The organism is Bradyrhizobium sp. (assembly GCF_036735945.1).
Lineage (GTDB): Bacteria > Pseudomonadota > Alphaproteobacteria > Rhizobiales > Xanthobacteraceae > Bradyrhizobium.
On record NZ_DAINNI010000010.1, the window covers coordinates 44,866 to 64,731 of the forward strand.

Sequence of the window (19,866 nt, forward strand, 5' to 3'; positions counted from 1 at the left end):
CTCGAGATCCCGGGTCTGGTCCTTCGGACCATCCCGGGATGACGTCCCCACAGGGACGTCAGATCGGCATCTTCATGATGTCTTCGTAGGACTGGATCACGCGGTCGCGCACCGACACCAGCGTCGAGACCGCGACGTCGGTTTCCGCCACCGCCGTCACGACGTCCATGACGTTGGCCTTGCCCGAGGCCATCGCGATGGCCTGGGTGTCGGATTTCTTGCCGGCGTCCATCACGCTTCCGACCGCGTCCTTGAGCAGTGCGCTGAAGGACGGGCCGCCGGCGGTGGACTGGCTGCCCTTCTCGGCGCCGCCGGATTCCATGATGCGCGAAAGCGCGGCGTAGGCATTTGCTGCAACGGTCGGTGAAGCCATTTGCTATGGTCCCTGTTCAGGCCTTGAGGATGTCGAGGGTGCGTTGAATCATCCGGCGCGTGGCGCTGATGATGTTGAGATTGGCCTCATAGGACCGCTGCGCCTCGCGCATGTCGGTCATTTCGACCAGCGGATTGACGTTCGGATATTTGACGTTGCCGGCCGCGTCGGCCGCCGGATTGCTCGGCTCATGCTTGACGCGAAACGCCGACTGGTCGGGCCTGACCTTGCCGAGCGTCACCACGCGCGCATCCATCGTGCGGTCGAGCGCCGACGAGAATGTCGGCACCTTGCGGCGATAGGGATCGCCGCCCGCGGTCGGTGCGGTGGAGTCCGCATTGGCGATGTTTTCCGAGATCACCCGCATCCGCCCCGCCTGCGCCCGCAGGCCTGACGTCGCGATGCTCATCGAACGGGCGAAATCGCTTCCATCATCTGCCATGATCCGGTCCTCCTAAGACGCGGCGCGTCAGCGCTTGCCGATCGCGGTTTTGAGCAGGCCGAGGCTGCGGGTGTAGAGCGAAGTGGCGGCGGCGTAGTCCATCTGGTTGGCCGAGACCTTCAGCATCTGATCCTCCAGATTGACCGAGTTGCCGGCCGGCTTGGTCAGGAAGCCGCTCCTGCCGCCGTCCCCCCGGAAACTCGGCGCGCTGCCGGAGACGCCGATATGGGTGGCGCTGGTGCGCATCATGGCGAGCGAGCCCATCGCCCCGCCGACATTGCCGCCCTTGCTGTCGAACTTCGGCTCGACCAGGTCGCTCGGCCTGAAATTCGGGGTGTTGGCGTTGGACACGTTTTCCGCAAGCACGCGCTGACGTTCCTGGTGCCACTGCATCCTGGTGCGCAGCGCCGACAGGAGCGGAAGATCGTTGATGGCCATCGCAAGCGGCTCCCGTTAACCTCTGGCTGAAGCTGAGGTAGGCAGAATTTGCCCGGTGTATGGTTAACGGCTGGTTAAAATCCCGCGCGGCGGCCGAATGCCCCCTCCGACCACGGCAAAACGAGCGCCTTTTGGCCACGAAAGCTGCGTTAACCAGCAGCAACGACGCGGCTCGGTGCGCTCAGAAGTCGTTTTGGACCCGGCGATTCTTGGTCTATTAGTTAACCGGGCGGCGAGGCTCGCCGCGGGGAACAGGAAATAAGGCTGATCTCGGGCGTGATTCGCCGCATGCGGATCGCGCGGGGCTTGTTCCAGCGAGCGGGAATCGCATTCCCATGGGGAACAGGCTTGGACCGAGAAACCCAGGACGGCACTCGAGAGAACGGCCCGTGGCCGGGGACTAAAGAATGCAGACACTGACATTCCTCTTCGCATTCATCGCCGTTCTGGCGCTGATCGGCGTGGCCGCATGGCTGGTTCGCCGCTTCGCCAACAACCGCCTCGGAACCAATACCCAGCGCGGGCGGATGCCGCGCCTTGCCGTGATCGATGCTGCTGCCGTAGACGGCCGCCGGCGCCTCGTGCTGGTACGGCGCGACAATGTCGAACACCTCCTGATGATTGGCGGCCCGAGCGACATCGTGGTCGAACCCAACATCGTGCGCGCGATGCCCAACCGCGATCAGATGGGCCCGCGCCCGTCGGTCGGCGAGCAGCCCCCGCGCATCGCACCGCTGCCGGATGCCGCCTGGAGCGACGAGGCGGCAAGAGAGGCCGTCCGCCCCGATGTGCGCCCGGCCGAGTCCTTCGATCAACATGCCGAACCGCAAATGCCGGAGCCTCCGCCGCGTCCCGCACGGCCGGCCTTCCCCGACGAGGTTCGCCGCCCGGCGCCGCCGCCGCCCATGCCCGAACGCCGCAGCGATCCATTGACCGGCTTTGCGCCGGAACCGATCAACGGCCGCGCCGACGGGGCCCCGCCGCGCCTGCCGCGCGGTGAGCCAATGATGCCGCGCCCGCAACGCGAGTTGCCCAAGCGCGAGGCTCCCGCGGTCCGTGAGGCACCGCCGATCCGCGAAGTATTGCCGGTTCGCGAGACGCCGGCCCGCGCGCCCGAGCGCTCCGTAGCGCCACCACCTGCGCCGCCGCCGCCACCCGCCCCTCCGGCCCCCGCGCCATCGAGCGCCGACCAGAATCTCGCCGAGATGGCGCAGCGCTTGGAAGCCGCCTTGCGCCGGCCGGCCGAGCCGGTCGCGCCGCCGGTCGCTCCGGAAACGCCGCCTGCCCGCAGCAACAACCGCAGCGAACCGCCCGCTCCCCCGCCTGCGCCTGCGCCCGCTCCCCAGAAGAGCGGCTTCGAAAATCTCGAAGACGAGATGGCGTCCCTGCTGGGCCGGCCGAAGAACCCTTCGTGAGGCCGGCGAGTTTTCCGCGTAGAGTTTTGTTTTTCTTAATCCTGACCGCCGCCGGATCCCTCGCCGATCCGGCGATGGCGCAGGACATCAGCATCAATCTCGGCCAGGGCGGCGGCGGCGTCACCGAGCGCGCGATCCAGTTGATCGCGCTGCTGACCGTGCTGTCGATCGCGCCCTCGATCCTGATCATGATGACATCGTTCACGCGGATCGTCGTCGTGCTCTCCTTGCTGCGCACCGCGCTCGGTACCGCGACCGCCCCACCCAACTCCGTGATCATTGCGCTCGCGATGTTCCTCACGGCCTTCGTGATGGGACCCGTGCTGCAGCGTTCTTACGACGACGGCATCAAGCCCCTCGTCGCCAACGAAATTGGCGTGGAAGAAGCCTTGCAAAGGGCTTCCGTGCCGTTGCGCGGCTTCATGCAGAAGAACGTTCGTGAAAAGGACCTGAAGCTGTTCGTCGACCTCTCCGGCGAGAAGCCACCGGCCACGCCGGAGGACCTCTCGCTGCGGATCCTGATCCCCGCCTTCATGATTTCGGAATTGAAACGCGCTTTCGAGATCGGCTTCCTCCTGTTCCTTCCGTTCCTGATCATCGATCTGGTGGTCGCATCCGTCCTGATGTCGATGGGCATGATGATGCTGCCACCCGTCGTGGTGTCGCTCCCGTTCAAGTTGATCTTTTTCGTTCTCGTCGACGGCTGGTCGCTGGTTGCGGGCAGCCTGGTGCAGAGCTACGGCGGTAGCTAAAAACCGGTCCCGCCAATTAGCAATACAAATAGGTCAATAATCGTTACGTATTTGGCGTGGAATGATCCCGGGACTTTAAGTTCAGATTAGTTCCTTCGTGCACAATGGATGCCAGGGAAACGGATTTTCTTATCTAACGCACTGGGACAGACGATGGCAGGGCAGCCAATCGGCGAAATGGACGTCGAGTACGCAACGACGATTGCCGACCGTGCTATTCGGTTGATGTCACAGCAGTCCGTTCCGGCCACGCCCTCCAATTTCGCAGTCTGGTTCGAATATTCGCTTGGCGAAGGTATTGCGCTGCGCAAGACCATCGACATTCTGATCGCAGGCAAGCGCAAGTTCGACGCCACGACCAACCATGAACTCTACATTACCTATATAGCGCCACAAACCGGCGTGGAGCCTCTTGGCGACCTGCCGGAACAACTCAGCGGCTTGATTGCCACGGCCCAGCAGTTCCTCAATACCGCCGTTACCGACAACCGCACCCACATGAAGGCGCTCGACGAAGTGTCGTCCGAAGCCGCCGCCAGCAGCGATCCCCGGACGATCATTGCAAAACTGGTTGACGAATTGTCAAAGGCGACGTCCCGGGCCACTCAGCTGGAGGCGAACTTCGCTGCTACCTCGGCAGAACTGGACACCATCCGCGATTCGCTGAAGGCGGCCGAACAGCGCTCCAATACCGATGCGCTGACCGGCCTTGCCAACCGTCACTCGATGGACGAATTCCTCCGTCTCGCCCAGATTGCGGCGATGGAAAAGGACGAAGCGCTCAGCGTTTTCCTGATCGACATCGACCACTTCAAGAAATTCAACGACGATTACGGCCATCAGGTCGGCGACCAGGTGCTCCGGCTGGTCGCAAAAGTCCTGCAGGAAGGCGTTCGCGAGATCGACCTGGCGGCCCGCTATGGCGGCGAGGAATTGATCGCGGTGCTTCCCGGCGCCGATCTTGAGACGTGTACGGGGGTGGCCGAGCGCATACGCCGCCGCATTGCCGAAGCCAAGCTGACCCGCCGCGCCACCGGCAAGGAAATCGGCAGCATCACGGTTTCGATCGGTGTGGCGCAATTCCGCCTCGCCGAATCTGCCGATGCCATGATCGAGCGCTGTGACCGTGGACTCTACCGCGCCAAGCGGCTCGGCCGCAACCGCACGGTGACGGAAACCGAACTCGAGCAAGAGGCCGGCGCGGCATAGCTGGAACCAATCCCGGCCATTGGGACTTATCTCCGATGCTTCTTAGTCGGGGAGTCTTCCATGAAATTCGCAGGGATGATTGTGGCTGCCGTCGCAGCACTGAGCATCGTCGGTACGTCGGCATTTGCCCAGCAAATCCGTACGGGATTGGTGACCAGGATAGACCGGATCAGCAATACCATCTCGATCAGGGACATGCCTGAGGGCACCACCGGTGCAAATGAGGGCGCTGCAACCGAGGAATTCAAGGTTCAGGACGGCGCGCGGCTGAATGATCTCCACGCCGGCGACAGGGTCAGCTTCGCCGTGAGTGACGCCGCCGGGACCAAGACCATCACCAGGATCAACAAGGCGGACGCCGTCACGAAGATCGACAAGAACGGGAAGAAGTAAGGCGATGCCGATGCCGTCGCACTTCGTGATGTCTTGTATCGATTGAACAACAGCGAGGCCCGGCACACCCTGAGCAAGAGGCGTTCCTTCGAACGCCGTCCGCTTTTGGTGTCCGGGCCTCGTCACCGGAGCTGCCCCATCCGGAACACGGAGCCGCGCGGCATTGATCGTACGCTTAAGACGATTACGCCCGACGCGCCTTGATCTGCCGCAAACGCCCGCTGGAATCCTCTCAGGAAAAATCGGGGTGCCAACCGGTCAGGCGTCAGCCAGGTGACCGTTCGAGCGAAGCGCGAATTTCCGCTGCCGCTTCGTCGAAGTAGTCGTTCAATTTCTGGAATCGTTGTTGCAACGCCCTGAGCTTCACGGCGCGCTTCGCCGGGCCTTCCCGATCGATATTGAACCTGTCGGCCGGCGATGGACGAGACGCCACGGTCTCCGTGGCCGCCAGTGCCGCGAGCGCTGCCAGAATCGATGCTTCGTGACCGTTGGTAGAAGACATTCTGCACGCCCTGAAAACTGCGTTCCGTCCGGACCAGGTCCGGTGGAATTTCCATATGATCACGCGCTGGCGTTGCGAGCTTGTACTCCGCAGTGTGTTGTTTGAATGCCCGGTCAGGGCCGATTTGGAGGCAAAAGACCGTCGGGCGCGGCCGAATAATCGGGAAAACCTAGTATTCCTACGGACTCGATTTCCACGAATAAGATGCAATCGAGAGCCAGTCTTGCTGACGCAGTTTGTTGCTCAGCGATAGTTCGTCATGTCCGTACCGCACTCAGAAGCCACCCCGCGCTGCGAAATGTGCGGGACAGGCACGGTCAGGATCGGGAAGCTGCCTCGAATCGGATTGCGTCCTCTCGTTTACGTTTACAAGTGCGACGCCTGCAACCAAATCACGTCGGTCGAGCCGGAGCGGGAGGGAGCCCTCGTCGCTCAACCTTGATGCCGCGACCGCATCACCAATCGAGATAGATCCGAAAATCCGCCTCTCGTTGCGCGGCCGGGTTTCTTCCCGGCGATCCCGCATGTATAGCTTCGGCCAAACTTCTCAGAAAAGAAGAGGCAGGGGCATGTCCGAGGGCTTCATTGACGAATTGCGCAACGCGCTTGGCAACGGTGCGGTGCTGGCGGGCGACGATATCGACGCGCGCTATCATCACGACATCGCCGGCAATCCGGCACCGAAACCGCGCGCGGTCGTCCGCCCGAGGACGACCGAAGACGTCTCGACCCTGTTGCGGCTCTGTCATCGCGCCGGCGTCCCGGTAACCACGCAGGGCGGCATGACCGGGCTGGTGCGCGCCGCGCTGCCCAATGCGGACGAAATCGTGCTGTCGATGGAGCGCATGAACGGCGTCGAGGAGGTCGATGCCTCCGGCGGCGTCGCCATCGCGCAGGCGGGCACGCCGCTGCAGAAGCTCCAGGAACGGGTCGAACGGGACGGGCTGATGTTTCCGCTCGACCTCGGCGCACGCGGCAGTTGCACCATCGGCGGCAACATCTCGACCAATGCCGGCGGCAACCGCGTCATCCGCTACGGCATGACGCGTGACCTGGTCCTCGGCCTCGAAGTCGTTACCGCCGACGGCACCGTGCTCAAGGGTCTGCGCAAATACATCAAGAACAACACCGGCATCGACCTGAAGCATCTCTTCATCGGCAGCGAAGGCACCCTTGGCGTCGTGACGCGCGCTGCGCTCCGCGTGTTTCCCGCGCCGGCGGAGCGGCAGGTGGCGCTATGCGCCCTGCCCTCGTTCGGGCAGGTCATGACATTCCTGAAAATGGCGAGGGAGAAGCTTGGCGGCGAATTGACCGCGTTCGAGGTGATGTGGAACGCCTACTACCGCCTCACCGTCGAACGCGTAAAGGGCGTCGTCGGTCCGCTGCCTACCGATCATCCGTTCTATGTCCTGATGGAGGCTTCCGGCAGCGACCCCGAACGCATCCATGCCGATCTCGAAAAGCTGCTTGAGGCCGCGATGGGCGACAACCTGATCCTCGACGCGACACTCTCGACCTCCCATGCATCAGCCGCCGCGATCTGGCGCATCCGCGATTCCAGCGTCGAGCTCGGCCGCAGCTTCCCCTACACCGCGAGGATGGGGTTCGACGTCAGCCTCGCCATCGACAGAATGGCGGAATATGCGGATACGCTGGATGCACGGGTCAAAGCGATCGATCCGCGCGCCTTCACCATCGTGATGGGACACGCCGGCGACGGCAATTTGCATCCCAGCGTGTATCACGAACATACGCCTGACAAGCACGATGAGTTCGAGAAGCTGGTCTACGACCTCACCGGCGAATTCGGCGGCTCGATCTCGGCCGAACACGGCATCGGCATCCTGAAGAAGCCCTACCTGAAGATGAGCCGCACCGAGGAGGAAATCGAGACGATGCGCACCCTCAAGCGCGCGCTCGATCCGAAGAACATCCTGAACCCAGGGCGGATCTTCTCGGTGTGAAGGATTCTCGTGCGATCAGGCCGAGCCCGACACGCGCGGCCGTCTCACTCCTTGAAATCATACTGCCTGCAGAGGTGGTCGCCGATCTGGACCAGCATGGCGACGCATTCGGGATAGCCCGGTTTGGCGATCGTCGCCTCCTCCGCCTTCGCCCGAAACTCCCAGCTGTCACCGTCGCGGATCACCGATATCTCGATGCCGTCGGGGCAATCGGCATGGACCTTCAGCTCGGCGCGCGCCATCGCAATGAGTTCGGCTTCGGTTTTAGCGGGTTTGCTCATCGTAACCGCATCCTCCGGCAGATCGTTTACCCCGCAGGTTGCCGCTTTGACGCGCATCTGTCGAGGGGGGCCGGAGCGACGCGCCATCTGGCGTTGGCAACACGGCGTGCTATGGCGCCGGGGCTGCCGGCTTCGTTTCGGCAATGACGCGCAGCGAGACGGCCTGGTCGCCATCAGGCGTGGCGCCGGTCGCGATCGGCTCCAGCGGCGTTTTCTGCACGTGCTTGGTGAAGATACGGACGATCTGGCCTCTGACGTACGGCGCCTTGTGGAAGATGCCGGAGGCAATTTCCTCCACGGCATCCCGCAGCGCCAGGAATTGCGCCTGCCGCGCCATGCTCTCGGTCCCCTTCACGCCTCCGAGTTCATCCAAAGCGGCGTCGCTGATCTGGCACTCGACCGTGTCGGCGTTGTTCAGCATGGTGAAGCGGAACGCCAGCCGTTCGTTGTCATGTCCTATAATTCGATCTCGGGTCAGCGGCATGGGACGGCGAGGGAGAGGATTGCGGTTCAGCGCCCGGTGGCGCCAGCATCTCGGCTACTGCGCCAACTCGTCAAAAATTGGCCGAAGCTGAGGCGTAATCCGCTACCGCGTCCGTTTCTTCAGGTCGATCTGCCTGACCCCGACAATCGCGGGCAAGGCGCCGGTGTGGACCGGCTCGGCGCCCGACATTTCCGGCGACAGCGGCGCGCGGGCGGTGGCGTCCGGGAAGCGGACCTTCATTTCGCGGATGAAGCCGTCGAGCGTATCGACGCTGGCGGCCATCCTGGCGATCTCGGAGAATTCAGCGCTGCTGGCGGCAGCCGGCTTGCTCGCGGTATCGAACGCCAACTTGTCGGCCTCGCCCGTCATCAGGGGTGCGTATTTCTCGCGGAAGCGGGCCAGGCCAATCGCATCCTCGGCCAGGGCGTAGCCAACCACGGCGCGGAGTATGTCGCTCTTCTCGGCGGCGTCCAGCGGTTTGAAATCCCGCCAGCGGTCGCCGTAATACAGCTCGATCTGCTCGGAAGCCTCCCGCCACTGCCGCGACGCCCAGTAGATGTCGGAACGCAGCCGGATCGCTTCGCGGCCGGGGATGTTGGAGATGATGTCGAGCGCAAGGTCGTGGCGCCCGACGTCGCTCTGGGCACGGCCCTCCAGCAGCAGCCGCTGCTGCCGCAGTTCGCCGGAAAGATCGGCGATCCGGGTCAGGCGCAGCGCGGTGATCGCACGGTCCGGCTTGCGGGCGGTCAGGTAGACCATGGCAAGGCGCGCCGCCACCTGCGCCCGCGCGGCGCCCTCCAGCCGCTTGTCGACCTGATACTGCAGCAGCTCGGCGGCCTGGTCGAGCAAGTCGATCGAGGCGAGCCGGTCGGCGAGCCGGCGGATCATCTCGTCGCCGCGCCGGCCGATCGGCGTCAGTTCGCGATACTCGTAGAACATGGCGAGCGCGTCGACCGGCTTCATGTCGTCGCCCTTCGGGCCGAGATAGACCTCCGAGAACAGCGCAGATGCTGCATCCTGGGCCTGCCGCGACAGTTCGGAATTGGGCTGCAGCCTGGTTGCGGTCTTGGCGGCCGCCAGCGCATCGAGATAGCGTCCGGTTTCGGCGTAGATCTGGGTCAGCTTGTTCAGCACCTTCAACTCGATCCCGTCGCCGCGCCAGAGGACCGACAACGTCTCAAGTTCACTGGTCAGCTCGGGCAGTCCGAGTTCGCCGCGCCTGTGGCGCAGCAGCGCCTGCTGCAGGGCAGCTTCCGCCGAAGCCTCCCGGTCGCGGGACTGGGCTGCGAACCTGTAGGCATCCAGCGCGTCCTTGTCATGTCCCAGGGCTTCGGCGAGACGCCCGCGCAGCACCGCGAATTCCGGCTTCGTTTCAGCGGGAATGCCGATCACGTCGAGCTCGCTGCGCCGCCGCGAGGCCCCGCCATAGTCCTTGACCTCGAGCGAGGCCCGCATGGCATCCATCGTGACGATGCGCTGCAGCTCCAGCGGCAGCGCGGCGATCGAGAATTCGGCGTTCTTGAACTTCTCGCGCGCGTCCGCCCATTTTTCCTGGCGGGCAAAGGCGAACCCTTTCCACAATTGGGAATCGTAGCCGTTGCCGATCGCCGGATTGGCAAGATCCTTCAGCGCATGTTCGGGATGGCCGATCAGGATGCTGGCGACCGCATGAATCATGATCACCGCGGCGTCTTCGTTCCCCTCGTTGGAATCGGAGAGGATGAGGTTGGTAACCCCCCTCGCCTCCTGGTACATCCCGCGCGACATGTAGAAGTTGGCGAGGTCGAGACGGGCCTCGGCCTTCTGCTCTGGACCGGCGACGGCCGTGGCCGTGATCAGCGCATCCAGCCGCGGGAGAAACTTCTCTTCACGGTTCTTGCGCCATTCGATGGGGTCGAACAGCGGTCTCACCGCCGCCGTGGCGCGTTCGGCGGCGACATCCGCGGACGATAGCGTCAGTCCGCCGGGCCGGCCAAGCATCACCTTGTCGGAGCCGACCTCGGCATTGATGTCGTCGGAATTCGGATGCACGGCGACGCCGTGTACCGATTCCAGCAGCGACAGTTCGACGAAATCGTGCCGCTTGATGAGGCCGCGGGTCGGCGGCGGCGCCGTGACGACCAGCAGCGTATCGCCGGCATCGGGATCGACCAGCCGGTGCATCGCGCCGGGATTGGCCAGCGGCACGGTAACGTTGGCCAGTGCGGGATCGGTGATGTTCCGCAGCACCGTCAGCGGCAACGGCGATGTTTGTCCGCGATCGGCGAAAGTCAGCGTCCACTCCGTTCCATTCGCGCGGCCTTCGCTTTCCAGCGACGGAATCTGCGGCCGGTTGAGACGAATGCGAATGGCCTGGCCCTTTTCCAGCGCCAGCCGCGTGACGTCGCCGATGATGGCGCCGCCCTTGCTGCGGATCGGCTCGATATCGAACGGTTGGGTGTGATCGAACACCAGCCATACCGTGTCGGCACGGCGGAACAGCGCAGCCGGGGTCGGCACGGCGAAGGAGAACGTCACGCGCAGCCCGTCGCTGTCGCGCCTCGCCTCGATGGTGGCGGCTTTGGTGCTGCCTTCCGGCGGCGGCTTCGACGCGGACGGAGCTGCCTTTGGCGGCTCGGCGGGCTGCGCCGCTTTCGCGGCTTCGGCCGGAACCGATGGCTTTCCCGGCGCGGCCGCCATCTGCTCTGTTGCGGGAGCGGCGCTGTTGCCGGCCGGCGCTTCGGCTACCTGCGCGGGCTTGATCTCGATCTTGGCCTGCTCGGCAATCAGCTCCGAGGTGGCGGGCGGGATCTCCGCCGGCTGCTGCGGCGGCGATTCCATCGACGGCTTGTCGCGGGAGGCGCGCGAGGTCGGCCCTGGCCTGGCCGCTGCCGCCGGCTTGGGCGCAGCCGGCGCCTCGGCCGCAGCAGCGGGCTTGTCCGGCTGCTGGAAGGCGACGTCGACCACGTAGTTCTTTTCCTCGCGGAAGGAATGCACGTCGACCTCGCCGATCAGCAGGATGTCGACGGCGGAGGAGTCGACATCGGCCCGCTGGGTGATGGAGGCGATGTTCGGCGGCGCCGCCACCTTGGCGTCGGCCAGATCGAAATTGAGCACACTGTTGAACTGCAGCGTCAGCTTTTGCTCGTTCAGCACCGACGAGACGTTGACGCCATCAGGCATCTCGAAAACGAAGCGCACGAATGTCGGTTGCATCGAAGCGCGAACGCGCACCGGCGCCTTCTTCTTCGCGGCAGCGACCGCCAGCTGTGCGCGAAGTGCCCGCTCGGCGACGCGGGCCCGTTCGGCGAGCTCCCGCACGACCGACGCAGGAAGCGACGGCGGCGGGCCGGTCCAGCTATCGGGCAGGAAGTCGACGAAAATCCGCTCGCCTGCGGTCATGGTGTTGACGGTTGCCCGCCGCGCCAGCGACAGGCGGATCGCGGTACCGTCGGGATCGCGCCGCGCAGAGCCGACATAATCGGGAACCGCGTCCGACAATTTATCGACGGGAATGTCTACCGGGCGCTTGAAGCGGATGATGATGATCGAGCCGGCAGTCACGACGTCGGACTCGACATCCTCGGCCAGCCTCAGCACCAGTCGCGCAAACCCGCCGCCGGCCGTGAAGGTCGCCTCTCCCCGGACCGGATCGTCGGCCCGGCAGGCTTGCGAAACCGTCAGGCCGGCGAGCAGCAGGACAAGGGCAAGCGGCCGGCCAAGGGAACGGCAGAGGGCAAGACGAAGGCAAAGCCGGGCCGCCCGCGCCAAAGCGCGGCCCTGCGACCCAGTTCCAGCGGCAGCCCTATGCCCCATCCGGGAAATCTCGCGGCCTCAATGAGTTCTTCGGCGAAGCTCTCTTGCCTGCCGGTTTAAATCTTGGATCGGGCGGCTTAAGGCTTTGTTAACGTCAACTCATTGATTTCGTTAGAGGGCGTAGATTGGGCATTAGCAGCGGGCCGCGAGCCGCCAGCACGCATCAACCGATGGCCGAGATGCGCCCGCTTTCGGGATTATCGGTTTGAATTCGAGGGCATCGCATTTGCCATCGTCTCGCCACGCACCGCGCTCAAAATCATTATTGCCAGATGATTGGAACCAACATCGGCATCCCGTTTTAGGAAGATCATAGACCCGGGCACACGGCCGGCCGTCGATCAACCAGCGCCCCGGGTCCGACAAACCTGCCTCAGGCAGCCAATCGGAGTGCGTGAAATGGCAACCCAGATCGTAATGGATCGTACCGGCGACACCCGTCATTCATTCGACGTCCATGATCGTGTGGAGATAGAGAAGGCCGAGCGACGGTTCAAGGAATTGACCGGCGCCGGGTTTACGGCAGCGGTTCGATCGGGGCCCGGCGAGCAACGGGTTATCCGCTCCTTCGATCCGACGGCGGAGGAAACGCTGTTTTATCCGCGTCTCGTCGGCGGCTGACGGCAGTGACCCAGCAGATCGCGCTGGCGATATGCTCGTTCATCCTGGCATTGCTTGGTACCGTGCTGCTGGCGGCGCTTTCGCTGGTGGTGGCACGGTCCACTTCGAGCGGCAGATCGTTCCGATTCGAGACTGAAGCGCGAGCGCTGGCGCTCCTGAAGGGCTGGCTCTCGCCCAAGCAACGTGCCTGCTACGAGCGCTTTCGATATTTCGATGTCATCGGCAGCGACACCGGTACGCGCTATCGGATACATCACGGCACGCAAACGAACATCGAGGAACTCAGCAGCACGGGTCACCATGTCTGCAAATGGTGCTTCGTCCCGGACGGCGACCTCGTCGCGGGCGATGTCATGCTGGCGCAGAAGGTCGCGCTGGAAACCAACGAGCGCGGTGCGCTCTTGGTCGCCCACCGCTCGTTTGTCGCGTCGGGGCCGCGCAGGTTCTGATTTGCGTCAGTTGATCCTCGGCTGCAGCAGCTTGCCTTCGATCTTCGGCAACTCGGCGGCGGGGCCGGATTTGTCGCCGCCGGCGCGGCGGGCCAATTCGACCGTCAGCCGTTCGGCGGCTTCCGGCTGCATCAGGCCGAGAATGTCCGACATCTTCCGCGGCGCGATTTGCGACGCGATCTCATAGAGCACGGACATCTCCAGCCGGTCGAATACCTTGGCGGCGTCCTTCGGCTTCATGCCCTCATACATCGTGATGATGCCCTTGAAGCGGGCGGCGTCCTGTTCGGCCTTCTGTCCGCTGACGCTCGATATCCGCGTCTCCGTGGCCTTCATGTCCTCGACGCGGCCCTCGATGCGCTTCTCGGCGGACTTCAACAGGCTTTCGCGAATTTCGATTTCACGCGCGCGCTGCTCCAGTTCCTGGCGCCGCGACTGCAGCCGCTCCAGAATCGCGCGCTCGGACGGCGAGACCGATTGCGGGTTCTGATCGGGAAACACCACGACGCCATCGGGCTTCGGCGCCTCGACGGCCGGCGCCGCCGGCTTCGGCGGCTCTTCCTTCTTGACCGAACCCGTGATGTCGACCGGATCGGGCTTGGCGCCACCGGGGAAACCCAGATTGTCCTGCGCCCACGAGCTTTGGGCCGGCTTGCTGACCTGATAATCGAACACGTATCCGCCATCGATCACGAGGCCGGCGATCTTCAGCACTGCGAGGCCGAAGATCGCGACCAGCACGACCGGAATGACGCGGATGTCGCGAACGGATTTCATGCAGCGAGGCCACTGGCCCTGCGGCGTTCGGAGAAGGCTTCAGCCGCCGCGGCGACCGCCTTGGCGGAAGATACCCTGGGCGCCGCCGTGGATTCGGCCTCCTGCGAGGGCCGTGCCGCGATCGCGATCTTGGACAGGCGGCGAATGACGCCGTCGCCTTCGGCCAGCATGTTCTTCAGATGCCCGGCCATCTCCGTCGCCGCCGTGAGCTGGCTGCCGAGATTCTCGTTGACGTCGCGCACGGTGTGCTTGAGGCCGCCGATCGCCCGCTCGGCGATCTCGGTCGCGGTGATCAACTCGGCGATGGTGGCCTTCAGCGAATGCTCGTCCGCCTTCAGCCGCTGCAGCCGCTTGTTGAGCAGCATGCAATAGCCGATCGTGAGCATCAGCAGCACGGCGACCAGGCTCTCGATTACAATGCCCAGGGAATGACTCATTGTGCCTCCATCAACTTGGTCTGTTCATCGGCCTTCTCGAACATCGCGAAGGTGGTATTCGGTTTGCGCAACTGCTTGGTGACGCGGATGGCGACGCGATCGCCGACCCGGCCCATCCGTCCTTCAGTCAGCGTGACGTCGCCGCAGCGGACCGAAACCAGCGCGTCGGGGCGCATCTCCAAGGGCAGCGTGTCGCCGACCTTCAGCTTCATGAGCTGCTTGAGGGGGATGTCGGCTTCGTACAGCACGGCGTCGACCGAGATCTCGGCCTGCGCCACCTCGGTCGCGAAATGTCCTTCCCAGATCGGATCGCGGCCGAACTTTTCGCCCATGAACATCTGGAGCAGAACCGGGCGGATCGGCTCGATGGTCGCATAGGGCAGCAGCAATTCGATGTTGCCGCCGCGGTCTTCCATGTCGACGCGCAGCCGCACCAAAATCGCGGCGTTGGCAGGCCTCGATATCGCGGCAAAGCGCGGATTGGTTTCCAGCCGGTCGATCGAGAAGGTCACCGGCGACAGCGGCCGGAACGCCTGCTCGGCATCGGCCAGCACCACCTCCACCAGCCGCTTGACCAGGTTGGTCTCGATCGTAGTGTAGGGCCGGCCCTCGATGCGCAGCGAGGTCTGCCCGCGCCGGCCGCCGAGCAGCACGTCGATGATCGAATAGATCAGGCTGGAATCGACCGTCGCAAGACCGAAATTCTCCCACTCCTCCGCCTTGAACACGCTGAGCACCGCCGGCAGCGGAATCGAGTTCATGTAGTCGCCGAATCGGACCGAGGTGATGCGGTCGAGCGAGACTTCGACGTTGTCGGAAGTGAAGTTGCGCAGGCTCGTGGTCATCAGCCGCACCAGGCGGTCGAACACGATTTCGAGCATCGGCAGACGCTCGTAGGACACCATCGCCGAATCGATGATGGCGCGAATGCCGTTGTTGTCGTCCAGATTGACGTCGCCGACGGCAAAACCGAGCAGATTGTCGATTTCTTCCTGGGATAGAACCCGCTCGCCGGAATTCTTGTTTCCGAACTCGCGGCCGCCATCCTCGACCATGGCTGCCCATTGCAGCGCCATGCTCTCGGAGAGTTCATTGGCGGCAGCTTCTTCCGCCGCCGCCGCGGGATCCTCGGAATCGAGCGACGCCTCCCATTGGGCGGCTATCGCATCCTGGTCCATCTGGTCGTTGCCGGCCATGCTACCAAATTCGTCCCGTCACTGAACCATGATTTCTTTGAACAGCACGGCGCTCACCTGCTGCGGCGCCACCGCTGTATTGACCCGCTTGGTCAGTTCTTCCTTGAGACGGAACAGCCCGGCCGAGCCGTTGATGTCGGAGGGACGCAATTCGCGCAGGTAGGTCTGGAACAGGTCGGTGACGCGCGGCAGGTTCGGCTTGATCGCCTCGACCTGCTTGTCTTCCTTGATCTCGAGCACGACCTTGACGCGGAGGTACTGCACGCGCTCGCCGGGAGCGCCGACCAGGTTGACCATCATGTCGGGCACGTCGACGTAGGACGGCGGCTTCGGCGGCGGCGCCTCGGCGTGCTTCACCTCGCCATGGCCGCGCATCAGGAAGAACCAGCCGGCACCGGCGCCGAGGACGGCGACGAAGCCTGCGACCGCAATGATCAGCTTGAGCTTGCCCTTTTTCGACGGTGCGGCTTCTGCGCCATCTGCGCCGCCTTCCGCCTGCTCGTTCTCAGCCATTGCCCCGCCCGCTTCGATTCCGAAAACGAACGCGGTTGCCACCAGCCCGGGTAACGAATGCCCCCACAACGCGAAACAAAAGCCGCCAGCGCACACGCGCTCTCTACATCTGCAACGCTAGGGTAATAATGGTTAACGGAACCTTATCCATTGCCGCCCAACTGGGAAAAATCTGCCGGGCAAACATGGTCAACAAGACCTTTCTGCCGCCCTCGCCGCATCTCGAAAGATACCTAACCCCTTAGAAAATCAATACTTCCCGACTTGGCACAGCTTTCGCTGAGGAGATGGCGTGACCTGCAGGCTTGGGAGAGCCCAACGGTTACGACGGATCAGGACCAGGGGCTTGGGAGAGCCTGCTGTTCGGATCGATCAGAGGGGAGAACCACCGATGGAGAACATGCTTCTCGTCGGACTATCGCGGCAGATGACGCTGGAACGGCAGTTGGATGTCGTCGCCAACAACGTCGCGAACATCAACACGACGGGCTTCAAGGCCGACCGGTCGCTGTTCGAGGAATATCTGCGCTCGCCGGCGCATGAAGACAATTTCGTGCGCGCCGACCGCCGCGTCTCCTTCGTGCACGACCGCGCCACCTTCCATGATTTCGCGGCCGGCCCCAGCGAGCAAACCAAGAACCCGCTCGACATCGCGATCGACGGCAAGGCCTTCCTGGTGGTGCAGACCGCCGCCGGCGAGCGCTACACCCGCGACGGCGGCCTGCAGATCAACAATCAGGGCCAGCTCGTGACCGCGAGCGGCGATCCGGTGCTGGGCAGTTCCGGGCCGATCGTGTTCCAGCCGACCGACAAGTCGATCACGATCGCAGCCGACGGCAACATCACGGTCGTCGAGGGCACCGGCCGCACCGACTCGGTCCGCGGCAAGCTGCGGCTGGTCTCCTTCGCCGACGCGCAGAAGCTCGTGAAGGAAGGCGGCAACCTCTACTCCGCGGGCCAGGGCATCGCGCCGCAGCCCGACACCACCTCGCGGGTGAACCAGGGTTACATCGAGAAGTCGAACGTCAATTCCGTCCACGAAATGAGCCGGCTGATCGAGATCACGCGCACCTACACGCAGATCTCCGCGATGCTGCAACAGCAGCACGACCTGCACCGCACCGCAGTCGAGAAACTCGCCGACGTTCCGGCATAACGTTCAGGGAATAGATCGATGCGCGCACTCTACACAGCAGCGACCGGCATGGCGGCACAGGAACTCAACGTTCAGGTGATTTCCAACAACATCGCCAACATGCGCACCACCGGCTACAAGAAGCAGCGGGCGGCGTTCCAGGACCTGATCTACGACCACGTGCGCCGCGTCGGCGCGCAGGCGTCCGACCAGGGCACCATCCTGCCGGTCGGCGTCGATGTCGGCGGCGGCGTCAAGACCGCCGGCACGCCGCGCCTGATGAGCCAGGGCACGTTGTCCCCGACCGGCAACGACCTCGACATCGCGATCCGCGGCGAAGGCTTCTTCAAGATCCAGGTGCCCGACGGCACCTATGCCTATACCCGCGACGGCTCGTTCATGATGGATGCCCAGGGCCGTGTCGTCACCGCCCAGGGCAACCCGGTGCAGCCGACGATCACGATCCCGCAGAATTCGTCGCAGATCACGATCAACGCGCAGGGCCAGCTCACGGTGATGCTGCCGGGCTCGACCACACCGACGCTCGTCGGCCAGATCGGACTGACGCGCTTCATCAACAAGGCCGGCCTCAACCCGATCGGCGACAACCTGTTCACGGACACCCCGGCCTCCGGCACGCCGCAGGACGGCGTCGCCAATACCGACGGTTTTGGCGACATGCAGCAGGCCAACCTCGAACAGGCCAATGTCGAGGTGGTGACCGAAATCTCCGACCTGATCGCCGCCCAGCGCGCCTATGAGATGAACGCCAAGGTCGTCAGCGCGGCGGACCAGATGCTGCAATCCACCTCCAACATGTTCCGCTGAGCATTGATCATGATCGCCCGCGCCCTCTTCCTGGCCGCCGCCCTTACTGCCGCATCGAGCGCGGCTGCTGTCGCACAGACCCGGGACAGCTTCGCGAACCGGAGCGTTATCGCCGCCCCGGTCCTGCGAGCCAACGTGCAGGTAACCAGCGATCTGGTGCGGATCGGCGACGTCATCGACAATGCGGGCAGCGCCGCGCAGATCGCGATCTACCGCGCGCCGGACCTGGGCACCACGGGCACGCTGCCGGTGGCGCAGGTGCTGAACGCACTTCGCGCCCATCAGGTGATCGGCGTCGACACCCGCGACCTCAAGGAGATCTCGGTGACGCGGCTCGCCCGCACGCTCGAGGGCAAGACCATCGAGCTGCAGGTTGCGCAGGCGCTGGAGCGCCGCAACGGTCTTGGCGATGCGGCCAATCTGCTACTGACCTTCGACCGCGAGCCGGGCGATCTCCGGCTGGATGCCGGCTTCAGCGGCGCCCTGCAGCCGACCATCGTCCGTTACGACAACCGCAACGGCCGCTTCGATGTCACCCTCGAGGTCGCCAGCGAGAACGGCGGCGCCGCCGCCAAGCTGCGCTTCACCGGCACGGCGGTCGAGACCGTCGAGGCCGCAGTGCTGGCGCGCGACGTCGCGCGCAACGAGATCCTGAAATCGTCCGACGTGGTGGTCGAGCGACGCCCGAAGGCGGAAACCGGCACCGATGCCGCCGTGCGCGATCGCGCCGTCGGCATGCAGGCCCGCCGCCAGCTCCGCGCCGGCCAGGCAATCAAGACCGCCGACCTCGCCAAGCCCGATCTGGTGCAGCGCGACCAGAACGTCACGCTGATCTACGAGGCGGCCGGGATTTACCTCACCATGCGCGGCAAGGCGCTCGACAACGGCACCGAAGGCGATGTCGTGAGCGTCATGAACCTGCAGTCGAAACGCACGATATCCGGCACCGTGATCGGCCGCGGCCAAATCTCTATCAGTCCCGTCTCGATCAGCCGCCCGCAGACCAGCGATGCCACCTCCTCGCTGGGTACAGCCCAGTCCGCGCCCATCGCCGTCGCCACCGTCAGTTCGCCAGCCGCTTCAAAAGCCGAGTAATGTAATGTCAGTCATCCGTCTCAACCGCATCGTTCTCATCGGCGCCATGCTGTCGCTGGCCGCCTTGGCTGGCGGGTGCTCCTCGATCGACCGTCTGTCGCAGATCGGCGAAAAGCCCAGGCTGACGGAAATCGAAAACCCGACCACGCAGCCCGGCTACAAGCCGGTGCAGATGCCGATGCCGAAGCCGGAGCAGGCGTCCTACAACGCCAACTCGCTGTGGCGGAACGGCAGCCGCGCCTTCTTCAAGGATCAGCGCGCCGCCCGCATCGGCGATCTGCTGACCGTGACCGTAAATATCACCGACAAGGCCAACCTCTCCAACGAGACCCAGCGCAGCCGGTCCGCCAAGGAAGACTCCGGGATCACCGATTTCATCGGATCCCAGACCATCACGCAGCCGCTCAAGATTTTGCCCGGCAAGATCCTGACCACGGACTCGACGTCGTCGAGCGACGGCAAGGGCTCGGTCAACCGGCAGGAGTCCCTGACCACCAACGTCGCCGCTGTTGTCACGCAGGTGCTGCCGAACGGCAATCTCGTCGTCGAAGGCAAGCAGGAGATCCGCGTCAACTTCGAAATCCGCGAACTGATCGTCGCCGGCATCGTCCGCCCCGAAGACATCCAGAGCGACAACACCATCGATTCCTCCAAGATCGCGCAGGCGCGCATCGCCTATGGCGGGCGCGGCCAGATCACCGACGTTCAGCAGCCCCGCTACGGCCAGCAGGTGATGGATGTGCTGCTGCCGTTCTAGTTCTCCGAAC

General features: G+C 64.2%; 22 protein-coding genes. 11 read left to right on the plus strand and 11 right to left on the minus strand.

What is annotated here, in order from left to right; translation table 11 throughout:
• Window positions 1-58 precede the first annotated feature (58 nt).
• From fliE to flgB, 3 genes are read right to left on the minus strand one after another with little or no spacing between them, the layout of a single operon-like run.
• Window positions 59-373, minus strand: coding sequence for a flagellar hook-basal body complex protein FliE (gene fliE, locus V7E26_RS05775; RefSeq protein WP_324414440.1), 315 nt, complete (start codon window positions 371-373; stop codon window positions 59-61).
• A gap of 16 nt (window positions 374-389) precedes the next feature.
• On the minus strand, window positions 390-815 hold the full coding sequence (gene flgC / locus V7E26_RS05780; RefSeq protein WP_324414442.1) for a flagellar basal body rod protein FlgC: 426 nt from the start codon (window positions 813-815) through the stop codon (window positions 390-392).
• 27 nt (window positions 816-842) lie between these two features.
• Window positions 843-1,253: a flagellar basal body rod protein FlgB gene (gene flgB / locus V7E26_RS05785; protein ID WP_324414444.1), complete on the minus strand. Its 411-nt coding sequence runs from the start codon at window positions 1,251-1,253 to the stop codon at window positions 843-845.
• Window positions 1,254-1,660: 407 nt separating this feature from the next.
• On the opposite strand from flgB, the gene V7E26_RS05790 reads away from it, so the two are divergent.
• From V7E26_RS05790 to V7E26_RS05805, 4 genes are all read left to right on the plus strand, one after another.
• Window positions 1,661-2,668 carry a flagellar biosynthetic protein FliO gene (locus tag V7E26_RS05790; RefSeq protein ID WP_324414446.1) on the plus strand — a complete coding sequence of 336 codons (1,008 nt, stop codon included), beginning with the start codon at window positions 1,661-1,663 and terminating at the stop codon, window positions 2,666-2,668.
• Window positions 2,665-3,420 (plus strand): flagellar type III secretion system pore protein FliP, encoded by a 756-nt coding sequence (gene fliP, locus V7E26_RS05795; protein ID WP_324414448.1) that lies wholly within the window; start codon window positions 2,665-2,667, stop codon window positions 3,418-3,420. Before V7E26_RS05790 ends, fliP begins: the two co-directional genes overlap by 4 nt.
• Before the next feature lie 225 nt (window positions 3,421-3,645).
• Window positions 3,646-4,629, plus strand: coding sequence for a GGDEF domain-containing protein (locus V7E26_RS05800; protein ID WP_324414525.1), 984 nt, complete (start codon window positions 3,646-3,648; stop codon window positions 4,627-4,629).
• 60 nt (window positions 4,630-4,689) lie between these two features.
• Window positions 4,690-5,022 (plus strand): copper-binding protein, encoded by a 333-nt coding sequence (locus tag V7E26_RS05805; protein WP_324414450.1) that lies wholly within the window; start codon window positions 4,690-4,692, stop codon window positions 5,020-5,022.
• Window positions 5,023-5,287: 265 nt separating this feature from the next.
• On the opposite strand, the gene V7E26_RS05810 is transcribed toward V7E26_RS05805, so the two are convergent.
• The gene (locus V7E26_RS05810; RefSeq protein ID WP_324414452.1) at window positions 5,288-5,524 is read right to left on the minus strand and encodes a hypothetical protein; all 237 of its coding nucleotides are present in this window, start codon (window positions 5,522-5,524) and stop codon (window positions 5,288-5,290) included.
• A 569-nt stretch (window positions 5,525-6,093) separates the two neighbouring features.
• On the opposite strand from V7E26_RS05810, the gene V7E26_RS05815 reads away from it, so the two are divergent.
• Window positions 6,094-7,488, plus strand: a complete 1,395-nt coding sequence (locus V7E26_RS05815; protein ID WP_324414454.1) for an FAD-binding oxidoreductase — start codon at window positions 6,094-6,096, stop codon at window positions 7,486-7,488.
• 44 nt (window positions 7,489-7,532) lie between these two features.
• Here the strand turns inward: V7E26_RS05815 and V7E26_RS05820 are convergent, their stop codons facing one another.
• From V7E26_RS05820 to V7E26_RS05830, 3 genes are all read right to left on the minus strand, one after another.
• Entirely contained in the window at window positions 7,533-7,769 is a 237-nt protein-coding gene (locus V7E26_RS05820) for a hypothetical protein (protein WP_324414456.1), read from the minus strand.
• A 109-nt stretch (window positions 7,770-7,878) separates the two neighbouring features.
• Window positions 7,879-8,253 carry a DUF1488 family protein gene (locus V7E26_RS05825; RefSeq protein WP_324414458.1) on the minus strand — a complete coding sequence of 125 codons (375 nt, stop codon included), beginning with the start codon at window positions 8,251-8,253 and terminating at the stop codon, window positions 7,879-7,881.
• 102 nt (window positions 8,254-8,355) lie between these two features.
• Window positions 8,356-12,048, minus strand: coding sequence for a tetratricopeptide repeat protein (locus V7E26_RS05830; protein WP_324414460.1), 3,693 nt, complete (start codon window positions 12,046-12,048; stop codon window positions 8,356-8,358).
• A gap of 399 nt (window positions 12,049-12,447) precedes the next feature.
• Between V7E26_RS05830 and V7E26_RS05835 the strand changes: the two genes are divergently transcribed.
• On the plus strand, window positions 12,448-12,669 hold the full coding sequence (locus tag V7E26_RS05835; RefSeq protein ID WP_324414462.1) for a hypothetical protein: 222 nt from the start codon (window positions 12,448-12,450) through the stop codon (window positions 12,667-12,669).
• A gap of 5 nt (window positions 12,670-12,674) precedes the next feature.
• Window positions 12,675-13,118, plus strand: coding sequence for a hypothetical protein (locus V7E26_RS05840; protein ID WP_324414464.1), 444 nt, complete (start codon window positions 12,675-12,677; stop codon window positions 13,116-13,118).
• A gap of 6 nt (window positions 13,119-13,124) precedes the next feature.
• Here the strand turns inward: V7E26_RS05840 and V7E26_RS05845 are convergent, their stop codons facing one another.
• Genes V7E26_RS05845 through fliL form a run of 4 tightly spaced genes read right to left on the minus strand, consistent with a single transcriptional unit; the run spans window position 13,125 to window position 16,041 of the window.
• Complete coding sequence (locus V7E26_RS05845; protein WP_324414466.1) at window positions 13,125-13,895, minus strand: MotE family protein; 771 nt, start codon at window positions 13,893-13,895, stop codon at window positions 13,125-13,127.
• Window positions 13,892-14,332: a DUF6468 domain-containing protein gene (locus V7E26_RS05850; protein ID WP_324414468.1), complete on the minus strand. Its 441-nt coding sequence runs from the start codon at window positions 14,330-14,332 to the stop codon at window positions 13,892-13,894. Before V7E26_RS05850 ends, V7E26_RS05845 begins: the two co-directional genes overlap by 4 nt.
• The gene (gene fliM, locus V7E26_RS05855) at window positions 14,329-15,528 is read right to left on the minus strand and encodes a flagellar motor switch protein FliM (protein WP_324414470.1); all 1,200 of its coding nucleotides are present in this window, start codon (window positions 15,526-15,528) and stop codon (window positions 14,329-14,331) included. Before fliM ends, V7E26_RS05850 begins: the two co-directional genes overlap by 4 nt.
• A gap of 18 nt (window positions 15,529-15,546) precedes the next feature.
• Entirely contained in the window at window positions 15,547-16,041 is a 495-nt protein-coding gene (fliL, locus tag V7E26_RS05860) for a flagellar basal body-associated protein FliL (RefSeq protein ID WP_324414472.1), read from the minus strand.
• 391 nt (window positions 16,042-16,432) lie between these two features.
• On the opposite strand from fliL, the gene flgF reads away from it, so the two are divergent.
• The 4 genes from flgF to flgH are packed head-to-tail and all read left to right on the plus strand — an operon-like array spanning window position 16,433 to window position 19,856.
• Window positions 16,433-17,197, plus strand: coding sequence for a flagellar basal-body rod protein FlgF (flgF, locus tag V7E26_RS05865; RefSeq protein WP_324414473.1), 765 nt, complete (start codon window positions 16,433-16,435; stop codon window positions 17,195-17,197).
• 18 nt (window positions 17,198-17,215) lie between these two features.
• A complete protein-coding gene (flgG, locus tag V7E26_RS05870) occupies window positions 17,216-18,004 on the plus strand; it encodes a flagellar basal-body rod protein FlgG (RefSeq protein ID WP_324414475.1) in 789 nt (262 codons plus the stop codon).
• 9 nt (window positions 18,005-18,013) lie between these two features.
• Window positions 18,014-19,099, plus strand: a complete 1,086-nt coding sequence (gene flgA, locus V7E26_RS05875) for a flagellar basal body P-ring formation chaperone FlgA (protein WP_324414477.1) — start codon at window positions 18,014-18,016, stop codon at window positions 19,097-19,099.
• A 4-nt stretch (window positions 19,100-19,103) separates the two neighbouring features.
• Window positions 19,104-19,856, plus strand: coding sequence for a flagellar basal body L-ring protein FlgH (gene flgH / locus V7E26_RS05880; RefSeq protein ID WP_324414479.1), 753 nt, complete (start codon window positions 19,104-19,106; stop codon window positions 19,854-19,856).
• The last annotated feature ends 10 nt before the right edge of the window (window positions 19,857-19,866 follow it).

Coding starts and splice junctions, on each gene's coding strand:
- V7E26_RS05800 (WP_324414525.1), top strand. CDS start 3,646: ATGTCACAGCAGTCCGTTCCGGCCACGCCCTCCAATTTCGCAGTCTGG.
- fliL (WP_324414472.1), bottom strand. CDS start 16,041: ATGGCTGAGAACGAGCAGGCGGAAGGCGGCGCAGATGGCGCAGAAGCC.
- flgG (WP_324414475.1), top strand. CDS start 17,216: ATGCGCGCACTCTACACAGCAGCGACCGGCATGGCGGCACAGGAACTC.
- V7E26_RS05845 (WP_324414466.1), bottom strand. CDS start 13,895: ATGAAATCCGTTCGCGACATCCGCGTCATTCCGGTCGTGCTGGTCGCG.
- V7E26_RS05850 (WP_324414468.1), bottom strand. CDS start 14,332: ATGAGTCATTCCCTGGGCATTGTAATCGAGAGCCTGGTCGCCGTGCTG.
- flgF (WP_324414473.1), top strand. CDS start 16,433: ATGGAGAACATGCTTCTCGTCGGACTATCGCGGCAGATGACGCTGGAA.
- V7E26_RS05820 (WP_324414456.1), bottom strand. CDS start 7,769: ATGAGCAAACCCGCTAAAACCGAAGCCGAACTCATTGCGATGGCGCGC.
- flgA (WP_324414477.1), top strand. CDS start 18,014: ATGATCGCCCGCGCCCTCTTCCTGGCCGCCGCCCTTACTGCCGCATCG.
- flgH (WP_324414479.1), top strand. CDS start 19,104: ATGTCAGTCATCCGTCTCAACCGCATCGTTCTCATCGGCGCCATGCTG.
- V7E26_RS05790 (WP_324414446.1), top strand. CDS start 1,661: ATGCAGACACTGACATTCCTCTTCGCATTCATCGCCGTTCTGGCGCTG.
- V7E26_RS05825 (WP_324414458.1), bottom strand. CDS start 8,253: ATGCCGCTGACCCGAGATCGAATTATAGGACATGACAACGAACGGCTG.
- V7E26_RS05830 (WP_324414460.1), bottom strand. CDS start 12,048: ATGGGGCATAGGGCTGCCGCTGGAACTGGGTCGCAGGGCCGCGCTTTG.
- V7E26_RS05810 (WP_324414452.1), bottom strand. CDS start 5,524: ATGTCTTCTACCAACGGTCACGAAGCATCGATTCTGGCAGCGCTCGCG.
- fliE (WP_324414440.1), bottom strand. CDS start 373: ATGGCTTCACCGACCGTTGCAGCAAATGCCTACGCCGCGCTTTCGCGC.
- V7E26_RS05805 (WP_324414450.1), top strand. CDS start 4,690: ATGAAATTCGCAGGGATGATTGTGGCTGCCGTCGCAGCACTGAGCATC.
- V7E26_RS05815 (WP_324414454.1), top strand. CDS start 6,094: ATGTCCGAGGGCTTCATTGACGAATTGCGCAACGCGCTTGGCAACGGT.
- fliM (WP_324414470.1), bottom strand. CDS start 15,528: ATGGCCGGCAACGACCAGATGGACCAGGATGCGATAGCCGCCCAATGG.
- V7E26_RS05835 (WP_324414462.1), top strand. CDS start 12,448: ATGGCAACCCAGATCGTAATGGATCGTACCGGCGACACCCGTCATTCA.
- flgC (WP_324414442.1), bottom strand. CDS start 815: ATGGCAGATGATGGAAGCGATTTCGCCCGTTCGATGAGCATCGCGACG.
- flgB (WP_324414444.1), bottom strand. CDS start 1,253: ATGGCCATCAACGATCTTCCGCTCCTGTCGGCGCTGCGCACCAGGATG.